The following is a 19,180-nucleotide window of genomic DNA, read 5'->3' as shown; positions in this document are numbered from 1 at the left end:
GGAGCGATACGGGATGCGGTCATGATCGTCGGCGTCGATGTCGGCACGCAGAGCCTCAAGGCGGTGGTCGCAGACTCCGCCCTGGCGCTCCGCGGTCGCGCCGCCGAGGCCTACAAGCCGAGCTTTCCGCAACCGGGCTGGGCCGAGCAGCATCCGGGCCTGTGGGAACGGGCGCTGGGCCCGGCGATCGCGGCCGCCCTGGCGCAGGCCGGCGTCGAACCCCACCGGATCGAGGCCCTCGGCCTCTGCGGCCAGCTCGACGGTTGCGTGCCGGTCAACGACAAGGGGCAGCCCACCGGGCCCTGCCTGATCTGGATCGACCGGCGTGCGGAGGCGCATACCGCATCGGTCCCGGCCGCAACCGTGCGCGCCACCGGCGGGCTGGTGCTCGATGCCAGCCATATGGCGGCGAAGATCAGCTGGCTCAAGCAGCAGGGCGATTCCTCGATCCGCCGCTTCCATCAGCCGGTTTCCTATCTGGTCGAGCGGTTGACGGGCCGCGCGGTCATGGATCACGCGCTGGCCTCGACCAGCATGGTCTATTCGCTGAAGGATCGCCGCTACGACCCGACCCTGCTCGGCCTCTTCGGCATCGAAGAGCGCGAATTGCCGCCGCTGGCCGAGGCTGCGGAAGCCGCCGGCAGCTTGACGCCGCAAGGCGCGGCGCTCACCGGACTGCCCGCCGGCATTCCCGTGGCCGTCGGCACCGGCGACGATTTCTCGACCGCGCTCGGCGCCGGCGTCGTCGATCCAGGCCCGGTCGTGGTGGTGCTCGGCACGGGCGAGGTGGTGGGTGCGATCCACCGCGAGCCCTCCATCGACCAGGACAGCCTGGTCGAGACCCACGCCTATCCGGGGGGCGCCTATCTGATCGAGAATCCCGGCTGGCTCTGCGGCGGCGCCCTGGTCTGGCTCAAGGAGCTCCTGGGCATCGCCAGCTTCGCAGCGCTCGATGAGCTGGCGGCCGAAGCACCGCCGGGTGCCGACGGGCTGCTGTTCCTCCCGGCACTGACCGGCGCCATGGCCCCCGAATGGGTCCCCGGCGCGCGCGGCTGTTTCTACGGAATGACGCCCTCGCATGGCCGCGCCCATTGGGCGCGCGCGCTGCTTGAGGGCTGCGCCTTCGCCATGCGCGACGTCACCGGCCGGCTGGCGCAGATGGGGGTCGCGACCGATTCCCTGCTGCTGCTGGGCGGCGGCGCCCGCAGCCGGATCTGGGGCCAGATCCGTGCCGACCTGACGGGATTGCCCGTGCAATGGCCGCGCGAGATCGACAGCTCGCCGATCGGTGCTGCCATGCTGGCGGCGGTCGCGGCCGGGCGCATCGCCGATCTACGGCAAGCAGCGGCGCTGGTCAGCGGCAAGCGGGAGACCCTGCAGCCGGTCCCGGGCCGAAAGGCCGTCTATGACGACGCCTATGCGCGCTATCGCCGCCTTTTCGCGGCGCTCAAACCCCTCTACGAGCCGGCCCTGCCGGTGCGATGACGGACCTCAGGAGTTGGACGCGGTGACACAGGATATTCTCGCGCAGATCGTCTCGGGCACCTATCCGGACCCCGATGGCGGCGCGCCGCTCCAGGTGGCGACACGGTCGGTCGTGATGGCGCGGTCGCTTGCCGGCGATGAGGGCGAGCTGGTGGTGCCGCTGGGGCTGGGGCCTCGTCTCGCCGTCGTGAGCGACCGCACCACGCATGGCGTGCTGGGGGCTCGCGTGGAACGCGCGCTCGCCGCCAAAGGCGAGGTGGTGAGCGTGATCCTGCCGAACCGTCCCCATGCCGACAGCGAAACCGTCGCCACGATCCGCGAGGCGACCGCGAGCGCCGATGCGCTGGTCGCGGTGGGCTCGGGCTCGATCAACGACCTCTGCAAATATGCGAGCGCCCAGGACCGCAAGCCCTATGTCGTGTTCGGCACCGCGCCCTCGATGAACGGCTATACCTCCGTCAACGCCGCCATCACGGTCCATGGCCACAAGAAATCGCTGACGGCGCACGCGCCCGTCGGCGCCTTCATGGATCTTTCGGTGATGGCGGCCGCACCCGTGCGCATGATCCGCTCGGGCCTGGGCGATTCGCTCTGTCGGCCGACCGCCCAGGCCGACTGGCTCCTGGCCCATCTGCTGTTCGATCAGCCCTATCGCACCATGCCCTTCGTCCTGCTGGCGGCGGACGAGCTGCCGATGCTGGAGGAAACGGACGCGCTGGTCGCGGGCGATATCGGCGCCATGGAGCGGCTGGTGCGCACGCTCCTGCTCTCAGGCTTCGGCACCGCGATCCATGGCAACAGCCAGCCGGCGAGCCAGGGCGAGCATCTCATCAGCCATTATGCCGACATGCTGGGCGATCCTGGCTGGCCCGCCTCCTTCCATGGCGAGCAGATCGGCGTGACGACTCTCAGCATGGCGCGCCTGCAGGAAGCGATGCTCGAAGGGCCGCCGCCCGAGCTCGCCCCCGACCGCAACAGCGAGGCCGAATTCGTCAAGCGCTTCGGCGAGGCCATCGGCAAATCCTGCTGGGCCGAGTTCACGCAGAAACGGCTCGACAGCCCCCGCGCCGCCGCCCTTAACCAGCGCATCGCCGAGCGCTGGCAGCGCATCCGCGCCACCATCGCCGAGGTGATCTATCCGGTGTCGCTCTTGGAAAAGGCGCTCGCTCGCGCGAACGCACCGATGAAGCCGCAGGACATCGGCTGGCCGGAGCCCTTCTATCGGACCGCGCTGCGCCATGCGCGTGAGATCCGCAACCGCTACACCTTCCTCGATCTCGCCGCCGACAGCGGTCGGCTCGAGAAGCTGGCGGAGAGGATCTGAAGCGAGATCCAATCCCCTCCCCCGGAACGGCAGGAGTGTCCGGGGAAAGTTTTCATGAATCGTATCAAAGTGTTGGCGCATATGGATTAGACGTGATCCGTGGGCGTGCGAGACTTAGAACAATAAAAATGAGTCGTTTGAATCCCTTGAGTCCGTTCCCCGGACAGTCCTGCCGGAACGGGGGAGGGTCAGGGAGGGGGAAGACGCGATACCGAGCAGCCCCCTCCCTAGCCCTCCCCCACAAGGGGGGAGGGGATCAAATTTCGCTGCCTTCGTCTGCCCTAGACGCTTTCTTCACCGAGCTTCGCGGGAAATCCCGGCGCGCGCAGATCCGTCTTGAGCGCGTCTTCCAGGAGCTTCACCACCTGGGTCGACCAGGCGTCCCCGCCATAGGTCTGCTGCGCCTGCTTGAAGATCTGCTGGGTCAGGCTCGCGAGGGCCAGCGGCACGCGGAACTCCTGGCCGAACTTCATTGCGAAGCCCAGATCCTTCAGCGCCAGATCCATGGTGAAGCCGATATCGTAGCTGCCATTGAGGATGAGCTGGCTCTCGGTCTCATGCACGAAGCTGTTGCCCGAGCTGGCGGCGATCGCGTGATAGGCCTTCGCCAGATCGAGTCCGCCGCGCTTGGCCAGCATCAGCGCCTCGCCCGCCGCCACCAGATGGATGAAGGCCAGCATGTTGGTGATGACCTTGATGATCGAGGCCGAGCCCAGCGGACCCATATGGAAGATCTCGCCGCCCATCGCCTGGAGCGCCGGCCGGTGCAGCTGGAAAAGGTCCTTCTCGCCGCCGGCCAGAATGGTGATGTCGCCGGTCGCGGCGCGATGAACGCCGCCCGTCACCGGGGCCTCCAGCACCGAGATGCCGCGGGGTGCGGCCAGTGCCGCCAGGGTCATGATGTCGTCGCGGCCGAGCGTGCTCATCTCGATCCAGGTCCCGCCGGGCCGCAAGCCTTCGAGGATCCCGCCCGGCCCCGCCAGCACGCTGCGCGAGACCGCCGGCGACGGCAGGCAGGTGAGGACCGCGTCGCAGCCGTCGGCCAGCTCGCGCGGGCTTTCGGCCCATTTGGCACCCAGGGCCAGATGACGATGCCCCAGCGACCGGTCGATGTCGTGGACGGTGACGGGAAAGCCCGCCTTGAGCAGGCTTGCCGCCAGATGGCCACCCAGATGGCCGAGCCCGATATAACCGTACTGCATGATGCTGCTCCGCCTACTGCCGGCCGTAGCCGTCGATCGGCCGGTAGGTCGGCACGAGATGGAGATCGCTGCCCTTCCAGGGATGGGCGAGCGCGACGGCTTCGTCGAGCTCGATACCGAGGCCCGGCTCGGTCGGCGGGATCACATAGCCGTCTTCCCAGCGGATCCCCTTCTTCAGGATCTTGGCGTGGAAGCCGTCCCAGCGCTCGATGCTCTCGAGCACGAGGAAGTTCGGGATCGCGGCCGAAAGATGGACGTTGGCGGCCCCCTCCACCGGTCCGCAATAGAGATGCGGCGCCACCTGCGCATAGAAGGTCTCGGCCATGCCGGCGATCTTCTTCGCTTCCAGCAGACCGCCGACGCGGCCCAGCGCCATCTGCAGGATCGAGGCCGCGCCCAGCTCGAGCACGCGCTTGAACTCGTATTTGGTGGTGAGGCGCTCGCCGGTCGCGATCGGGATCGTCGTCTGGCGCGCGACCTTGGCCATCTCCTCCGGCATCTCCGGCGGCGTCGGCTCCTCGAACCACAGGGGATCGTAAGGCTCGATCGCGCGGGCCAGGCGGATGGCGCCGGAACTGGTGAATTGCCCATGGGTCCCGAACAGCAGATCGGCCTTGGTGCCGACCGCCTCGCGAATCCGCTTGCAGAAGAGCGCCGAGCGCTCGATCGCCTCGAGGCTGGGCTGGCGCGGATCGAAGGTCGAGTAGGCACCCGCCGGGTCGAATTTCAGCGCGGTGAAGCCCATCGACAGATAGTCGAGCGCCCGGGCGGCGGCCGCATCGGGATCGCTATAGACCGGCGAGTTGGAATAGGCGCCGCCATCCTCGGGGCGCGGATAGATGTAGGTGTAGCTGCGGAGCCGCTCATGCACCTTGCCGCCGAGCAGCTCATAGACCGGCTTGCCGAGCGCCTTGCCGTTGATGTCCCAGAGCGCGGTCTCGAGGCCCGACAGCACGCCCATCAGCGAGATGTCGGGGCGCATCGAGTAGCCGCGGCCATGGACATTGCGCCAGAGCGTCTCGATCCGGAACGTGTCCATGCCCAGCACATGGCGCTCGAACACGTCCTTGATCATCTCGACGATGACCTCGGGCCGGAAGGTCGCGTTATAGACCTCGCCGATGCCCTCGATGCCGTTGTCGGTGATCAGCTTGACGAAGATGAAATAGCGGCCCCCCGCCAGCGGCGGCGGATTACCGACCACGAAGGTCTTCAGGTCCTTGATCTTCATGAGTCCCCCGACTCCGATCGACCGGCCGGCACTCGTTGGCGGCGGCCCCTCGCACAGGATTGCAGCCTAGGGGCAGCCTATTGCACAAATCAAATGAAGGTTTATCGTCTTAAGACCCTGTTTTATTTTTACGTTATGCTAGGGCAATTGTCCCCGCGCGGGAGTGAATCGATGGCCTACCGGCTGCCTTCCATGGTCTGGCTCCGCGCCTTCGAGGCCGCGGCCCGCCACACCAGTTTCACGGCCGCCGCGGAGGAACTCGGCCTGACCCAGGCAGCCATCAGCCACCAGGTCCGCTCGCTGGAAAAGCAACTGGGCTATCCGCTGTTCGAGCGATTGCCGCGCCATCTGAAGCTCACGGAGATGGGGCGTGCCTATCTGACGCCGGTGCGCAAGGCCTTCGACGAGCTCTCCGCCTCCACCACGGGACTGTTCGGTCCGGCCGGCGAGACGGTGCTGAACATCCGCGTGCCGGTCTCCTTCGGGGTGCTCTGGCTGGCCCCCCGGCTGCCCGAATTCTGCCGGGCCTATCCGAACATCCGCCTGCGCCTCCACTCCGTCGTCTGGGCGGATGACCTGCCGGCGGACCGCATCGATATCGATATCCGCTACGGCCATGGCAGCTGGGCGGGGTTCCGGTCGGAACTGCTCTTTCGCGTTCCGTCCGTGCCGGTGAGCCCGATCGGATCGCACGTCTCGCGTCCCGCCGACATCCAGGAAGAAAACCTGATCCTGATCATGGGACTCGAAGATTACTGGCTGCGGCTGTTCGAGCGGACGGGCCTGGAAATGCCGACGCATCGCCAACTCGTCACGGTCGACACCTCGATGGCGGCGCTCGAGCTGGTCGAGGCGGGGATGGGCCATACCATCGTGCTGCGCTGCTTCGCCGAACGCTTCATCGCCGCCAAGCGCGCGCAGCGCTCCTTCGACATGGAGCTGCCGCAGGACAATGCCCACTACTTCTTGTTTCGCGAGGACGAGAAGGCGCTGAAGCCCGAGGTGCGGCTGTTCCGCGACTGGATCATGGAAGAGGCAGCGAGCGCCTGACCGTCTCGCCGGCCGGGGAGGCGTCGTTGCTGCCGGTCAGAGCGTGGGTTCGCGCCTTCCGCTCTGGAAATCCTTGTCGATGTCTTTCATCCAGCGTTCGAGATTCTCGGACAGCCCGTCCCAGTCGGCCTGCAGGCTGGCCTTGATGTCGTCCCAAGGGGTCGACTTCGCGTCGATGAGGCGCTGGCGCAGCAGGCTGGATCTGAGCCGCAGCACCTCGACCTGGCGCTGACGCTCCGCGATTGCGGGCCCGCCCTCCAGGATGCGATCGGCGGCGGCCGCCAGATTCTGGTCCAACGCCGCCAGGCGGCGATGCAGTTCTTCCATGGTGAAATCTGCTGTCATGGCTGGGCCTCCCATTTGTCACTGCCGGGGGCGCCGGCAGGCGGCGCGTGCCGCTGAGTGGAGAACGGGAAGCAGGATGGATCGGTTCCGTTCGAGCCGATCCGGCGCGATCGTCACGGGCGCTTGAGCGCCGTCCATTCGGCGGGGACGTCCGCGGGCCAAGGCACGAGCGGGGCCGGAAAGGCGCCGATCTGGCCGATCGTTCGTGCCGCCGCCGCGGCACCGCGCGCGAGCGCGGCTTTCACGTCGCGGCTGCGCGCATAAAGACTGAGGAATCCGGCGGCGAAGCTATCGCCGGCTCCGGTGGTATCGACCACCTCGCGCACCGCGACCGCCGGCGCCGCGATCCGCTCCTTGCCCCCGAGCGCGAGGCTGCCCTCGGGCCCCAGCGTCACGATGAAAAGCCGGCCCGCGCGGCGCGCGATCGCCTCGAGCGCGTCGATCACGTCGGCTTGCATCGCCGAGAGGCCAAAGAAACCCAGATCGAAGCGCTCGGCATAGCGATGCACATAGCGCAACGGATCCTCGGGCGTGCCCAGATTGCAGTAATCGAGCGCGCGCAGGCCGCCGGAAGGGGTCGCTGCAACCGTCTCGAAGAAATCGACGATCTGGGTGAAGACGGTCGCAATCATGACGTCGCTCTGGCGCAGGATCTCCCGCTCCGGTCCAGTCAGGCGATGCTGCGCCAGGACGCCCGCCTCATAGCGCACGAAGATGCGCTCTCCCGTCGCGTCGTGGTCGATATACTGGACCGGCGTGATGCCGGATCCCTTGGCGACGAAGGCGCCGACCCCCAGCGAAACGATCGCCGCCTCGACGATCGCCGCCTCGCGATCCTGGCCCAGCGCCGTCAGAACGCTGATCTGGTCGCCGGGCTCGAACCAGGCTTTGGCATTGGCGGCGAAATTGAGCGAGATGCCGCCGGGGCGATCCGCGCGCAGATCGACATAGCGGTCGATGCCGCAATCGCCGACCGCGGTGACCTTCATCGCGCCAGGCTCCGCGCTGCCGCGACCAGCGCCTTCACCTTGTCGAGCGAGATGTAATCGCCCTGCTTCAAGCTGGTGCCGACGATGGCCCCATCCGCGATCGACAGAAGCTCGGCCGCATTGCCGAGATCGGTGCCGCTGCCGAGCAGAATGGGCATGGCGCCGGCGCCGCGCTTGGCGAGCGCCACCTCGGCCGCGCGCGGCGGCTCGGCCGTGGCATTGCCGCTGACGATGGCGGCGGCGGCATGATGCTCGCGCGCCAGCCGCGCCGATTCGTCGAGCCCGCGCGCCACCGTCATGCGCGCATACTTGACCTGGATGTCGGCCAGCACCAGCACGTCCTCCGCGCCGATGCGGGCACGGTAGGCCATCACGCCCTCGGGATCGATATGCATGGCGCCGCCATGTTCGGGCCGCTCCATCGGATCGACGAAATAATCGGTGCGGATGAACTTGGCGCCCGAGGCCCTGGCGACGGCGAGCGAGGCCGCCGGATCGTTCAGCAGGATCTCGACACCGATCACGCACCGCCGGGCGGCCATCACCAGCTCGCGCGTGATGCGCGTCATCGCCGCCGTGGTCTCCGGTGCCGACAGCACCACATGCGGCCGGTCGTCCTCGTTCTCGACCAGCACGCCGTCGGCCCCGCCCGCCTCCAGCGCCGCCAGATCGGCCAGCGCCTTCTCGACCGCATGGTCGATGCCCCTGGATTGCGGATAGCCGGGGAGCGCCGGCAGATGGATCACGCCGATGATCGGCTTGGGTCTGGGGAAGAGGTCGCGGAAGTGGGTCATGAGTTACCGGGATTGTGAATTCTGTCCCCTCCCCCGCTTTCCCCCGGGGGAGGGTTAGGGAGGGGGCTGACTGGGCATACGATCGAGGATTCCCCCTCCCTGCCCTCCCCCTCAAGGGGCGAGGGGATCAGAGTCACTTTCTTCCTCACCCGCCCGTCAGCGGAAAATGGCAGCGATGAGTGTGGTGGCCGCCGATGTCGTGGACCTCGGGCCGTTCGCGGCGGCAGAGACCCTGAGCGTAGGGGCAACGGGTATGGAACTCGCAACCCTGCGGCCGGCGCGCCAGGCTCGGCACCTCGCCCTTCAGCGCCACCTCGGCGCGCCGCTTGTCGGGATCGGGCTGCGGCTGGGCGGCGATCAGCCCGTCGGTATAGGGATGGGCGGCGCGGGCGAAGATTTCCTGCGTCGGGCCATATTCGACGAAGCGGCCCATATACATGATCGCCATCTCGTCGCTGATATGCCGGACCACCGCGAGATTGTGGGTGATGACGAGATAGGTCAGTCCCAGCTCGCGCTGCAGCCGCGTCATCAGATTGAGGATCTCGCCCTGGACCGAGACGTCGAGGCCGGCGGTCGGCTCGTCGGCGACGATGAGCTTGGGCGAAAGCGCCACGGCCCGCGCCACCCCCACGCGGCGCGCCTGGCCGCCCGAGAGCTGATGCGGATAGCGGTCGGCGAAATCCTTCGGCAAGCCCACCAGCGCCAGCAGCCGCCGGGCCTCGGCATGGAGATCGCGATCGCTCATGCCATGGACGACGAAGGGCTCGGTGATCAGCGACTTGACCGAACGGCGCGGGCTCAGGCTCGAAATCGGGTCCTGGAACATCATCGCCACATGGCGCAGATAGCCCGGAGAGGGCTTGCCGCTCTTGAGCGGCTCCTCGCCTTCGAACCGCACGGTGCCGTTGGCGACCGGCACCAGTCCCAGGATCGCGCGGCCCAGCGTACTCTTCCCCGAGCCGCTCTCGCCCACCAGCGCCATCGTCGTGCCCGGCCGGACCCGGAAGGAGACGTCCAGCACCGCGTCGAGGAAACGGTTCTGAATCTGGAACAGCGAGGCCTTGATCGGCCCCATCAGCGGAAAGCGGACATGAAGCCGCTCGATCTCGAGCAGCGCACCCGTGTCGGTCGCAAGCCGGCGCGCCGCCTCAGCCACGGGCCGCTCCATCGAGCAGATGGCAGCGCGTCACATGGCCGTGGCTCACCGTCCAGTCGCCCGGCGCCTCGACGCGGCAACGGTCGAACACCTTGGGGCAGCGCGGCGCGAAGACGCATCCGGGCGGCACCTGCAGCAGGTTCGGCACGTCGCCCGGAATCGTGGGCAGGTCGCGGCTGATCAGGTCGATGCGCGCCGGGTCGCATTCGAGCAGCGCCTGGGTATAGGGATGCTTCGGGCGATGGAAGATCTCGCGCACCGGCCCCTGCTCCACCACCTCGCCGGCATAGAGCACGACGACGATGTCGCAGAGCTCGGCGATGACGCCCAGATTGTGCGAGATGAACAGGATCGAGCCGCCGAATTCCTGCCGCAGCTCGCGCAGCAGATGGATGATCTGCGCCTCGAGCGTGACGTCGAGCGCCGTGGTCGGTTCGTCGGCGATGAGGAGCTCCGGCTTCTCCAGGAGGCCCATCGCGATGGCGATGCGCTGGCGCATGCCGCCGGAGAACTCGTGCGGATGGCGCTTGAGCTGGCGCTCGGGATCGGGGATGCCGACCCGCTTCAGCATCTCGACGGCCTTGCGCCGGCGCTGGCCCATCCCGGCCGAGCGGTCGCGATACTGGATGTCCATCATCTGCAAACCGATCGAGCGGACCGGGTTGAGCGAGGTCATCGGGTCCTGGAACACCATCGAGATCCGCTTGCCGCGAATGGCCCGCCAGGCCTCGGGCGTGAGCTTGCGCAGATCCATGCCGGAGAATTGCAGGCTGCCATTCGCTATCTGAGCGTTGCCCTGCATCAGCCCCATGGCCGCGAGCGCCAGGGTCGATTTGCCCGAACCGCTTTCGCCGACCAGCCCGACGATGCTGCCGCGCGGCACCGCGAGGCTGACATGGCGCAGCGCATGGACCGAGCCCTTCGGCGTACGGAAATCGATGCTCAGGTCCCGGATATCGAGGACATTGTCGGCCTCGCCAACCGGCGCCAGGAACGCCTGGACATTCGCCGAGGTCATGGTCAGACGATCCTCCGCAGCCGCGGATCGAGCAGATCGCGCAGCGATTCGCCGAGAAAGGTGAAACCGAGCGTGGTCAGGATCAGCGGAAAGCCGCCGGCGACGACAATCCAGGGCGCGTCGCGGATGGCGGTGAAGCCCTCCTGCAGGATACGGCCCCAACTCGGCGCCGGTGGCGGAATGCCCATGCCGAGATAGGTCAGGCCCGCCTCGAGCGCGATCACCGAGGGGATGTCCATGCTGGCGATGATGAAGAGCGGCCCGATGATGTTGGGCAGGATATGCACCACCAGGATGCGCACCGGCGAGGTGCCGAGCGAGCGGATCGCCAGCACATACTCGGTATTCTTGGCCGCGAGCGTCGCGGTTCGGATCAGCCGCGCATAGGCCGGCGTCTGGATCACCACCACGACGAACATCAGCGTGGCGATGCTGGCGCCCAGCAGGGTCATGACGGTGAGGCCCAGGATCACGGTCGGGAAGGAATAGACCGAATCGAACAGGAGCAGCAGCGCATTGTCGAGCCAGCGCGGGCCGTAGCCCGCGGTCAGTCCCAGGCACAGCCCCAGCACCATGGCGATCAGGATCGAGGAAGCGCCGACCGAGAGCGCGATGCGCGTGCCGGCGATGACCCGGCTCAGCACGTCGCGGCCGAGACTGTCGGTGCCGAACAGATGGATCAGGGACGGCGCGTTGAAGCGCTCGGTCACATGGATCTTGAAGGGATCGTAGGGCGTGATCCAGGGACCGAAGACGGCGCAGAACACCATCAGCAGCACCAGGCAGAGACCGAGCAGGCCCAGCGGGTCCTGGCCCAGACGGCGCAGCACCCGCAGCAGCGAGCCCGCGGCCATGAACCCCGTCGGGACGGGAATGTCAGAGGGCTGAGCGGACACGGGGGTCGAGCCAGGCGACGAGGAAATCGGCGATGGGCATGGCGAAGGCGAACAGCGCCACGGTCGCCATGACGGCGCCCTGCACCACGGGATAGTTCCGCACATTCGCGGAATCGACGATCAGCTTGCCGATGCCGGGACGGGCGAAGATGTTTTCGGCGAAGACCGCGCTGGAGAGGAGCCCGCCGATCGCGAGCGCCAGCAGGGTCACGGTCGGCAGGATGGCGATGCGCAGCGCGTAGTGGAGCACGATCTTGGACTCCGGCAGGCCGAAAGCGCGCGCGGTGCGGACATGGTTCTCGCCCATCACCTCCAGCATCGAGGCACGCACGATCCGCGCCAGATAGCCGACCCAGCCCAGCCCGACGGCGAGGCTCGGCAGCACCAGATGCCAGATCTGGTCCGCCCGGTCGCCATTCTCGCCGGCGCCGATCACCGGAAAGAGCCCGAGCTGGATCGAGAAGAACAGGAGTGCATAGATCGCCACGACGAAGGACGGGATCGAGATGGTCCCGACCGAGATCACGCCGGTGAACTTGTCGATGAAGCTGTTGCGCCGGATGGCCGAGTAGCAGCCGAGCGGAATCCCCACCAGCGCCGACCAGCCCAGCCCCGTCAGGATCAGGATCAGCGTATAGGGCAGGTTCTCCATCACGATGGTGCTGACCGACCGCTTGCTCCAGACGTCGATGCCGAGATTGCCGGTCGCGGCCCGGCCCAGGAACTTCACGAGCTGGACCGGTACGGGCTGATCGAGACCCATCTCCTTCTCCAGCCGCGCCCGCACTTCCGGCGTCGCGCGCGTGCCCAGCATGATGGTCGCGGGATCGCCCGGAATCACATGGATAGCCGCGAAGAGCAGCGTCATGGCGGTGACGCAGATCAGGATCGACAGGCCGATGCGTTGGATCAGATAGAGCAGCATGCCGTCTCCCGCGGCGGGCTCGATCGATGAGACCGGAGGCCCGAGCTTACCGGGCGATCGTCAGAATGCAATGAAAGCGGGCCTCCCCGGAACCCGTCCCGCCGCGTCAAGAGGAAGCGTAGGGACGATCGAGGGAGGCCCGTATTGTCGATGTTCGATCCGAGGCTCAGGCTTTCTTGCAGAGCTCGGGACGAACTTCACCGCCCGGATCGAAGCCGGGGACGTTCTTGTCGCTATGGGCGTAGAACAGCGGATCGAAGGTCAGCCAGACATAGGCGCCGGTGTCCTCCATGATCTCCTGCATCCGCAGATAGATCTGCTTGCGCTTCTCGGAGTCCGTCTCCTGTAGCCCCTTCTTCCACAAATCCTCGAATTCCGGATCGGACCAGCGTTCCCAGTTCCAAACGCCGACCTGGTCCTTGACGAACCACTGGATCGGGTCGGAGGGATCGGGCGAGCAGCGATATTGCATGATCCAGAGCTGGAGGTTCTTCCAGTCGTCGCCCTTGGACTCGAGGCCCAGATTCCAGAACGGACCGGAATCGACCGGCTTGATCGTGATCTCGATGCCGACATCGGCGAGATTGGACTGGATGATCTGGCAGGCCGCGATGCGCTCGGACTGGTTCAGGGTAACGAACTCGAGCTTGAGCCCCGAGACGCCCGCTTCCTTGAGCAGCGCCTTGGCTTCCTCGGGGTTGTAGCTGTATTTCGACGCATCGCGATGGCCCAGGATTCCGATCGGAATGGCGCCGTAGGCCTTCGGCGACACACCGGCATAGGCGCCCTGGAGGATCGAATCGACGTCGATGGCGCGCTGGATCGCCTTACGGACCCTGATGTCCTTGAGCAGCGGATGGTCCGTGTTCATGCCGATCCAGGAATAGAACGGACCCGGTGTCTCGATCAGCTTCGCATGCTCGGGCATCGACTTCTTGTAGCGGGCCGCGGTCTCGGTGGTAACCGAGGTCACATCCACCTCATGCCCCTCGAAGGCGAGCTCGGCCGCCTTGGTGTCCTCGACATCGATGAACTGTACTTCGGCGAAGACGGGCTTGGTACCCTTGAAGTCCGGATTGGCCTTCAGCACCAGCTTCTGCTTCGGCGTCCAATCGGTCATCATGTAGGGGCCGTGCTGGGCGGGGAACTCGGTGGTAAATTTCCCGTCCGGCAGTTTCTCGGTCAGCTTCTTCGGCAGGATCGCGCCCGATTCCGACGCGATGCCGAGCAGCCAGGTCGCGACGAAGGGCGTCTTCAGGACGATCACGCCGCTGTGCGAATCCTTCACGTCGACATGATCGAGCGTCGGCCAGCGGGACGACCAGTCGCTGGCGAGCATGCGCTCAAAGGAGAACTTCACGTCGTCCGCGGTGATCTCGCCGCCATTGTTGCTCCACATCATCCCCTTCTTGAGCGTGAAGGAGATGTGGGTGTCGTCGTCCTGCGCCACCTTCTCGACGAAGTCGGAAGGCGCCCAGGCCCAGTCGCCATTGGCGTCATGGATCGGAACCGCCAGCCGCGGCATGCAGGCATAGAGCGCGCTGGTTTCGACACCGCCGATCATGTAGCCGGGATCCAGCACCTGCATATCGCCGACCATGCGGACCTTGAGAACATCGCCCTCGGCGCCGAGCACATGCTCCGGCTTGATCCCGAGCGTCGTGACTGCCGCTACGGCAGCTGCGCTTTGCAGCACGGCACGGCGGCTAACCTTGAACTCCATCTCCGGTCTCCCTGTTGAGTTTCGATTTCTTTCGTGAGGGCCTTGCCGGCACCCTGGGCATTCCGGCCGGCCCTCCGATTGGCGCCGAGCATGACGCCTAATCCGCCTCCCGACAATCTCTCCTGTCACATTTCCGGCCGGCGATATCCTCTGCCGCCGGGCCCACCCCGGACCGGTTCCCCGAAGGGCCCCGGACCGGCCAAACCATCATTCCGACAGCGATTATTCCGATATATCGGACTCCTCACGGACGGGCGTTCCGAGGCGGCCGCTCACAGGCCGACACGCGGCAGATCGCGGGTCGTCTCGCGGCTGAAGATTCTCTTCTCCCCTTCGTAAGCATCCATGGTGACGCTGACGCGGAACTGCCGGGTATCCCCAGTCAGGATCGTCCGGCTCACGGTGCCGATCTCCCAGTCGCCCCGGCGCATTCGATAATGCCATTCGATCTCTGCCCGGGCGCTCAAGGGGTCGCCCTCCGTCAGGCTGAACCGCTCGACCGCCCGCCCGTCGAACTCGAGCCCGTCCTCCTCCAACCGATAGGCACCGAGATCGCGATTGATGACGACGGTGGTCCTGCCGGTCGTGGCCTCCTCCTCGATCACCCGCTCGCGCCGCCCGCGCCGCAGTTGCGTGAAGGGAACATTGGCCGCCGCCTCGGGCGCCCGGAACGGGTTCTCGTCCGGCCCCTCATTCGCCCCGGCCTTGCGCACCGGCAGCTCGAGCCGGCAATCGGCGGCGTGAAGCGTCAGGGTCGCGGCCTCGTGTGCAGGCCAGAGGATCGGCCAATAATTCGTCGAGAGGGCGAGGCGCAGCCTATGGCCGGGCTTGAGCCGCTGGCCCAGATCGTTGAGCGCGATACGGACCGTCTCGGGTTGGCCCGGCACCATCGGCTCGCTGCGGTCGAACCCCTTCCTGCGGGTGAGATTGAGGACGCCATAGGAGATCAGGGTCGAGGCGCCGTCGGGCGCCACGTCGCAGAGCCTTGCGGTGACGATGCCGACCGGCTTGTCGATGGCGACGCGAAGGGTCAGCACCGGCGTGCCGAGCATCTCCAGCGGCGCCGCGAGCCGCGCGCTGTCGAAAACAAGCGAGCGCCCGTCATCGGCGCGCTGGTCGATCGGCAGCTCGCCCGGATTGCCATAGGGGCACCATTCGCCGGTGGTGATGCCGGTCGTCTCGGGCGAGCGATGCTGCAAGGGCGCGCCGCCGGGCAGCGGCCGGTCGGCAAGCTGTCCCTCGCCGAGATACCAGGCCTGGCGAGCCTCCGGCGACGGCGCTGCCGCCTCGCGCACCCAGCGACCGTCGCGGGTTTCGTAGTCGGAGGCCGGCGGCGTCGACTCCTGGATGAAGGCGCTGAGCTTCGGCTCGCGCTCGATGCCGTTGTCGATGTCCTTCAGCCAGCGGTCGAACCAGCGCAAGGATTCCTGCAGGAAGCCGATCTGCGGGCCCGGCCGCGCATCATGCGGATAGGCATGGGCCCAGGGACCGATCATCGCCTTGACCGGCGCCTTCACGTTGGCGAGGAGACGCAGCACGCAGTTGGTATAGGGATCGGCCCAGCCGCCGACGGCATAGACCGCCGCGGTGATGGCGCCATAGTCCTCGCCCACCGAGCCGCGACGCCAATAGCTGTCGCGCAAGGGGTGCGCCATCCATTCGAGCAGCAAGGGCGGGCTCTGCCCGAGCCGCTCGAGCCACATCGCGCGCCACCGCTCGCCCACGATCGCAGGATCGGGCGGCCGCGCGCTGAAGGTCGTCATGGTCGAGGCCCAGGAGAGATTCCCCAGGAGCAGGCCGCCGCCCATGTAATGGCAATCGTCGCCATAGCGGTCGTCGGTCGCATGGACCGGGATGATGGCCTTGAGCGCCGGCGGACGGCGCGCCGCCACCTGGAGCGAATTGAACCCGCCCCAGGAATAGCCGGTCATGCCGACCTTGCCATTGCACCAGGGCTGCGCCGCGAGCCAGGCGATGACGGCGATCGCGTCGTCCTGCTCCTGCTTCCGATATTCGTCGAGCAGGATGCCGTCGGAATCGCCGCTGCCGCGCAAATCCACGCGCACCGCGGCATAGCCATGGCCGGCGAAGTAGGCGTGACGCGGCGTGTCACCCAGCAGCGTCCCGTCGCGCCGGCGATAGGGGATGTATTCGAGGATCGCCGGCACAGGCTTCGACGAAGCCGAGCGCGGCAGCAGGATGCGCGCGGCGAGATTCGCCCCGTCCGGCATCGCGATCCAGACCGGGTCCAGAATCTCGAACGCCTCCGGCAGGTCCTCCCGGATTTGCGTGGACGGCGTCATGCCCGCGTTTCCCGAGGCAACGGCCACCTCATCGATGATCCCGCGGGATCTTCTGGTCGAAGCCGCGGCTGAAGAAGCGCACGCCGCCGTCATAGGCATCGACCGTGGAATGGAAGATGAAGTGCGTCTTGTCGGCTGTCATCTGGATGCGGGTCTCGAGCCGGGCATCCCAGTCCTCGCGCTTGTAATGGACCTCGGTCGAGACCGTGGTTCGCGCGGTCAGCGGGTCGTTGCGCGCGATCGCGAACTCCTTGACCTTGCCGTAATGGATCACGGTGCCGATCTCGTCGATCCGCGCCAGCCCGTCGTCGCGGCTGTTGCGCACGACGGTCTCGTTCGTATCCGCGTCGAAGATCACCTGGCGCCGCTCGCGGCCCGGATCGAAGACGGTGCGCTTCATCGCCGTCGCCTTCTCGACCGGCCCGAAGCCGGGATAGCCCCGGATCTTGTCGGCCGGCAGCACCGGCAAGGCGAGCCGGCTCTCGCCGCTATGGATCGTCAGGGTCGCCGCCTCCGGCGAAGGCCATGCCATCGGCCAGTAGCAGCTCGAGACCGAGATGCGTATGCGCCGCCCGGCCGCGAACCGATGCGCGGCTTCCGTCAGCGGCACGGTCACGCGGTAACGCTTGCCGGGGACGAGCGCCGTGGGGCTCTCATGGCTTTCGCGCTGCGCCAGATTGAGGAGCCCGTAGGAGACGCGGGTGGCGGCGCCATCGGGCGCGACATCGTTCAGCCTCACCGCGACCAGCGCCTGGGGCTTGTCGGATTCGATCTCGAGCGTCACGAAGGCCGCGCCCACCGTCGCCAGCGGCTCCGTCAGCACGGCCGAATCGAAGGTCAGGGAGCCGGCATCGTCGATGCGCTGATCGAGCGGCATCTCCGGCGCCACCTTGCCCAGCCCATAGGCGCACCATTCGCCGCCCGCGAGGCCCGTCGTCTCCGGCGAGCGCACCGAGAGCGCGACGCCGGTAATCGGGTGCTCCTCGAGGCCATGGGGATTGAGCGCCAGCCTATGCCGCTCGATCTCGGCGGCCGGCCAGCGATCGATGCCGATCCATTTGCCGGGCCGGAAATCGTAGTGGGACTGCGGCGGTACGCTGTCTTGCAGATAGAGCCGCAGGGTCGGATCCTTCTCGACGCCGTTCGGCTTGCCCTTGAGCCAGCGATCCCACCAACGCACCGCTTCCTGGAGGAACCCGATGGCCGGATCCGGCACCCCGCGCTGCGGATAGAGATGGCCCCAGGGGCCGACGATGCCCTTGCAGCGCACGCTCAGATGCTCGGCCAGGCGGAACACGGCCGCGGTGTAGCCGTCGGCCCAGCCGCTGACGCCCAGCACCGGCGTCTGAATCGCGGCATAGTCCTCGCAGACCGAGCCATGTTTCCAGAATTCGTCGCGGCGCTGATGCCCGAGCCAGAGCGGCGGGAACGGTTGCAGCACCTCGAGCCGCTCGAGCCATCGCTTCTTCCAATCCGGCCCGGCCATCTGCGGGTCCGGCGGCAGCCCAGCATAGGCGAAGAAAGCGCCGCCCCAATCCATATTGTCGGCCAAGAGGCAGCCGCCCATGAAATGCACGTCGTCATGATAGCGGTCGACGGTGGCGCAGAGCGCGATCACGGCCTTGAGCGCCGGCGGACGGCGCGCGGCCACCTGCAGCCCGTTGAAGCCGCCCCAGGAGATGCCCATCATCCCGACGCTGCCGCTGCACCAGGGCTGGGTGGCGAGCCAGGCGATGATCTCGAGCGCATCGTCCTGCTCCTGCTTCAGATATTCGTCGCGCAGCAGCCCGTCCGAATCGCCGCTGCCGGCGATATCGACGCGGGCGCAGACATAGCCCTGCGCCGCGACCCAGGGATGCATCTCCTCGTCGCGCGCGCGCGAGCCGTCGCGGCGGCGATAGGGGATATATTCGAGCACGGCCGGCACCGGGTTCCGCAGAGCATCCTTCGGCATCCACAGCCGCGCCGCGAGGCGCCGCCCGTCCGACATGGGGATCCAGGCGAGCTCGATCACATCGATCTTGTCGGAGACGTCGCGGATGATCGGCTCGGCGTTCATGATCTGGCTTTCCGTGTTGAGGAGGGTCGCAATCCGCGTTTCGGACGCGCGATTGTCGAGGGGCCGACTTTCGACAACGCGCTCGGCGGCAGCCGGCTGGCAAGATAATCGCGGCAGAGGCGGCGCGCCTGGGCGGGCTGGACTCGCTTGGCGTCGAGCGCATAGGCCCACCAGAAGCCGTCGATCAGCGCAGTCAGGCCCAGGAAGATATCGGCGGCCAGCGGCTCCGGCACCATCTGCCTGAGCGCGAACATGATGTTCGATTCGAAGCGATGATTGAGGATGCGCTGCAGCCGCGCGAAGCGGGGGTTCCGCCGAACCTCGAGCCAGAAGGTGAGCCAGGCCACCATCGATTCGGGCAGGAAATGCCGGCGCGAGAAGCAGCCGTCGATGATCGCATGGAGCCGGCCGAGCGGCGTCGGCTCGGCCGGCAGGCGCCGGGCGATGTCGTCGCCCAGATTGCGCAGGAGACGGCGCATCGTCGCCTCGAGCAGCGCTTCCTTACCGTCGAAATAATGATTGACCAAGGCCGGCGACAGGCCGGCGCGCTTGCCGATGCCGGCCAGCGTCGTGTCCTTGAGGCCGTCCTCATAGATCGCCGTGATCGTCGCGTCGATCAGCTCCTCGCGACGGAAGCGGCGCCGGCTGGCCAGTGTCATCGATGGTCCCCAGACGCG

Annotated in this window: 16 protein-coding genes; 3 read left to right on the top strand and 13 right to left on the bottom strand. The window is 67.2% G+C overall.

The window, feature by feature from the left end:
• Positions 1-21 precede the first annotated feature (21 nt).
• Together FRZ44_RS01460 and FRZ44_RS01455 are read left to right on the top strand one after the other, a co-directional pair.
• Positions 22-1,485 carry a xylulokinase gene (locus tag FRZ44_RS01460; protein ID WP_151175505.1) on the top strand — a complete coding sequence of 488 codons (1,464 nt, stop codon included), beginning with the start codon at positions 22-24 and terminating at the stop codon, positions 1,483-1,485.
• 22 nt (positions 1,486-1,507) lie between these two features.
• Positions 1,508-2,809: a sn-glycerol-1-phosphate dehydrogenase gene (locus FRZ44_RS01455; RefSeq protein WP_191908352.1), complete on the top strand. Its 1,302-nt coding sequence runs from the start codon at positions 1,508-1,510 to the stop codon at positions 2,807-2,809.
• 281 nt (positions 2,810-3,090) lie between these two features.
• On the opposite strand, the gene FRZ44_RS01450 is transcribed toward FRZ44_RS01455, so the two are convergent.
• Together FRZ44_RS01450 and FRZ44_RS01445 are read right to left on the bottom strand one after the other, a co-directional pair.
• Positions 3,091-4,011 carry an NAD(P)-dependent oxidoreductase gene (locus FRZ44_RS01450; protein ID WP_151175503.1) on the bottom strand — a complete coding sequence of 307 codons (921 nt, stop codon included), beginning with the start codon at positions 4,009-4,011 and terminating at the stop codon, positions 3,091-3,093.
• 13 nt (positions 4,012-4,024) lie between these two features.
• Complete coding sequence (locus FRZ44_RS01445) at positions 4,025-5,242, bottom strand: mandelate racemase/muconate lactonizing enzyme family protein (protein ID WP_151175502.1); 1,218 nt, start codon at positions 5,240-5,242, stop codon at positions 4,025-4,027.
• Between the two features lie 171 nt (positions 5,243-5,413).
• Between FRZ44_RS01445 and FRZ44_RS01440 the strand changes: the two genes are divergently transcribed.
• Positions 5,414-6,292, top strand: coding sequence for a LysR substrate-binding domain-containing protein (locus FRZ44_RS01440; RefSeq protein ID WP_191908351.1), 879 nt, complete (start codon positions 5,414-5,416; stop codon positions 6,290-6,292).
• 36 nt (positions 6,293-6,328) lie between these two features.
• Here FRZ44_RS01440 and FRZ44_RS01435 read toward each other — a convergent pair whose 3' ends face one another.
• The 11 genes from FRZ44_RS01435 to betI all read right to left on the bottom strand — a co-directional run bounded on the left by FRZ44_RS01435 (position 6,329) and on the right by betI (position 19,162).
• Positions 6,329-6,637 (bottom strand): hypothetical protein, encoded by a 309-nt coding sequence (locus FRZ44_RS01435; RefSeq protein WP_151175500.1) that lies wholly within the window; start codon positions 6,635-6,637, stop codon positions 6,329-6,331.
• A gap of 113 nt (positions 6,638-6,750) precedes the next feature.
• Positions 6,751-7,626 (bottom strand): PfkB family carbohydrate kinase, encoded by an 876-nt coding sequence (locus FRZ44_RS01430; RefSeq protein ID WP_151175499.1) that lies wholly within the window; start codon positions 7,624-7,626, stop codon positions 6,751-6,753.
• Entirely contained in the window at positions 7,623-8,420 is a 798-nt protein-coding gene (locus tag FRZ44_RS01425; RefSeq protein WP_151175498.1) for a BtpA/SgcQ family protein, read from the bottom strand. Before FRZ44_RS01425 ends, FRZ44_RS01430 begins: the two co-directional genes overlap by 4 nt.
• Positions 8,421-8,565: 145 nt before the next feature.
• On the bottom strand, positions 8,566-9,579 hold the full coding sequence (locus tag FRZ44_RS01420; protein WP_225308493.1) for an oligopeptide/dipeptide ABC transporter ATP-binding protein: 1,014 nt from the start codon (positions 9,577-9,579) through the stop codon (positions 8,566-8,568).
• The gene (locus FRZ44_RS01415; RefSeq protein WP_151175497.1) at positions 9,572-10,597 is read right to left on the bottom strand and encodes an ABC transporter ATP-binding protein; all 1,026 of its coding nucleotides are present in this window, start codon (positions 10,595-10,597) and stop codon (positions 9,572-9,574) included. Before FRZ44_RS01415 ends, FRZ44_RS01420 begins: the two co-directional genes overlap by 8 nt.
• 2 nt (positions 10,598-10,599) lie before the next feature.
• Positions 10,600-11,451: an ABC transporter permease gene (locus FRZ44_RS01410; RefSeq protein ID WP_151175496.1), complete on the bottom strand. Its 852-nt coding sequence runs from the start codon at positions 11,449-11,451 to the stop codon at positions 10,600-10,602.
• A gap of 22 nt (positions 11,452-11,473) precedes the next feature.
• Complete coding sequence (locus tag FRZ44_RS01405; protein WP_151175495.1) at positions 11,474-12,418, bottom strand: ABC transporter permease; 945 nt, start codon at positions 12,416-12,418, stop codon at positions 11,474-11,476.
• Between the two features lie 166 nt (positions 12,419-12,584).
• A complete protein-coding gene (locus FRZ44_RS01400; RefSeq protein ID WP_151175494.1) occupies positions 12,585-14,141 on the bottom strand; it encodes an ABC transporter substrate-binding protein in 1,557 nt (518 codons plus the stop codon).
• 272 nt (positions 14,142-14,413) lie between these two features.
• Entirely contained in the window at positions 14,414-16,444 is a 2,031-nt protein-coding gene (locus tag FRZ44_RS01395; RefSeq protein WP_151175493.1) for a CocE/NonD family hydrolase, read from the bottom strand.
• Between the two features lie 28 nt (positions 16,445-16,472).
• Positions 16,473-18,503, bottom strand: coding sequence for a CocE/NonD family hydrolase (locus FRZ44_RS01390; protein ID WP_151175492.1), 2,031 nt, complete (start codon positions 18,501-18,503; stop codon positions 16,473-16,475).
• A complete protein-coding gene (gene betI / locus FRZ44_RS01385; protein ID WP_151175491.1) occupies positions 18,500-19,162 on the bottom strand; it encodes a transcriptional regulator BetI in 663 nt (220 codons plus the stop codon). Before betI ends, FRZ44_RS01390 begins: the two co-directional genes overlap by 4 nt.
• Between the last annotated feature and the right edge of the window lie 18 nt (positions 19,163-19,180).

The sequence above is a fragment of the Hypericibacter terrae genome (genome assembly GCF_008728855.1).
GTDB classification, from domain to species: domain Bacteria; phylum Pseudomonadota; class Alphaproteobacteria; order Dongiales; family Dongiaceae; genus Hypericibacter; species Hypericibacter terrae.
The sequence above is the reverse complement of the archived record's forward strand: the minus strand, read 5'-3'. Positions and strand labels throughout refer to the sequence as shown.

Excerpts from the sequence above, each read along its gene's own strand:
- FRZ44_RS01390 (WP_151175492.1), bottom strand. The coding sequence starts at position 18,503 with ATGAACGCCGAGCCGATCATCCGCGACGTCTCCGACAAGATCGATGTG.
- FRZ44_RS01405 (WP_151175495.1), bottom strand. The coding sequence starts at position 12,418 with ATGCTGCTCTATCTGATCCAACGCATCGGCCTGTCGATCCTGATCTGC.
- FRZ44_RS01430 (WP_151175499.1), bottom strand. The coding sequence starts at position 7,626 with ATGAAGGTCACCGCGGTCGGCGATTGCGGCATCGACCGCTATGTCGAT.
- FRZ44_RS01440 (WP_191908351.1), top strand. The coding sequence starts at position 5,414 with ATGGCCTACCGGCTGCCTTCCATGGTCTGGCTCCGCGCCTTCGAGGCC.
- betI (WP_151175491.1), bottom strand. The coding sequence starts at position 19,162 with ATGACACTGGCCAGCCGGCGCCGCTTCCGTCGCGAGGAGCTGATCGAC.
- FRZ44_RS01410 (WP_151175496.1), bottom strand. The coding sequence starts at position 11,451 with ATGGCCGCGGGCTCGCTGCTGCGGGTGCTGCGCCGTCTGGGCCAGGAC.
- FRZ44_RS01445 (WP_151175502.1), bottom strand. The coding sequence starts at position 5,242 with ATGAAGATCAAGGACCTGAAGACCTTCGTGGTCGGTAATCCGCCGCCG.
- FRZ44_RS01450 (WP_151175503.1), bottom strand. The coding sequence starts at position 4,011 with ATGCAGTACGGTTATATCGGGCTCGGCCATCTGGGTGGCCATCTGGCG.
- FRZ44_RS01415 (WP_151175497.1), bottom strand. The coding sequence starts at position 10,597 with ATGACCTCGGCGAATGTCCAGGCGTTCCTGGCGCCGGTTGGCGAGGCC.
- FRZ44_RS01395 (WP_151175493.1), bottom strand. The coding sequence starts at position 16,444 with ATGACGCCGTCCACGCAAATCCGGGAGGACCTGCCGGAGGCGTTCGAG.
- FRZ44_RS01425 (WP_151175498.1), bottom strand. The coding sequence starts at position 8,420 with ATGACCCACTTCCGCGACCTCTTCCCCAGACCCAAGCCGATCATCGGC.
- FRZ44_RS01400 (WP_151175494.1), bottom strand. The coding sequence starts at position 14,141 with ATGGAGTTCAAGGTTAGCCGCCGTGCCGTGCTGCAAAGCGCAGCTGCC.
- FRZ44_RS01435 (WP_151175500.1), bottom strand. The coding sequence starts at position 6,637 with ATGACAGCAGATTTCACCATGGAAGAACTGCATCGCCGCCTGGCGGCG.
- FRZ44_RS01460 (WP_151175505.1), top strand. The coding sequence starts at position 22 with ATGATCGTCGGCGTCGATGTCGGCACGCAGAGCCTCAAGGCGGTGGTC.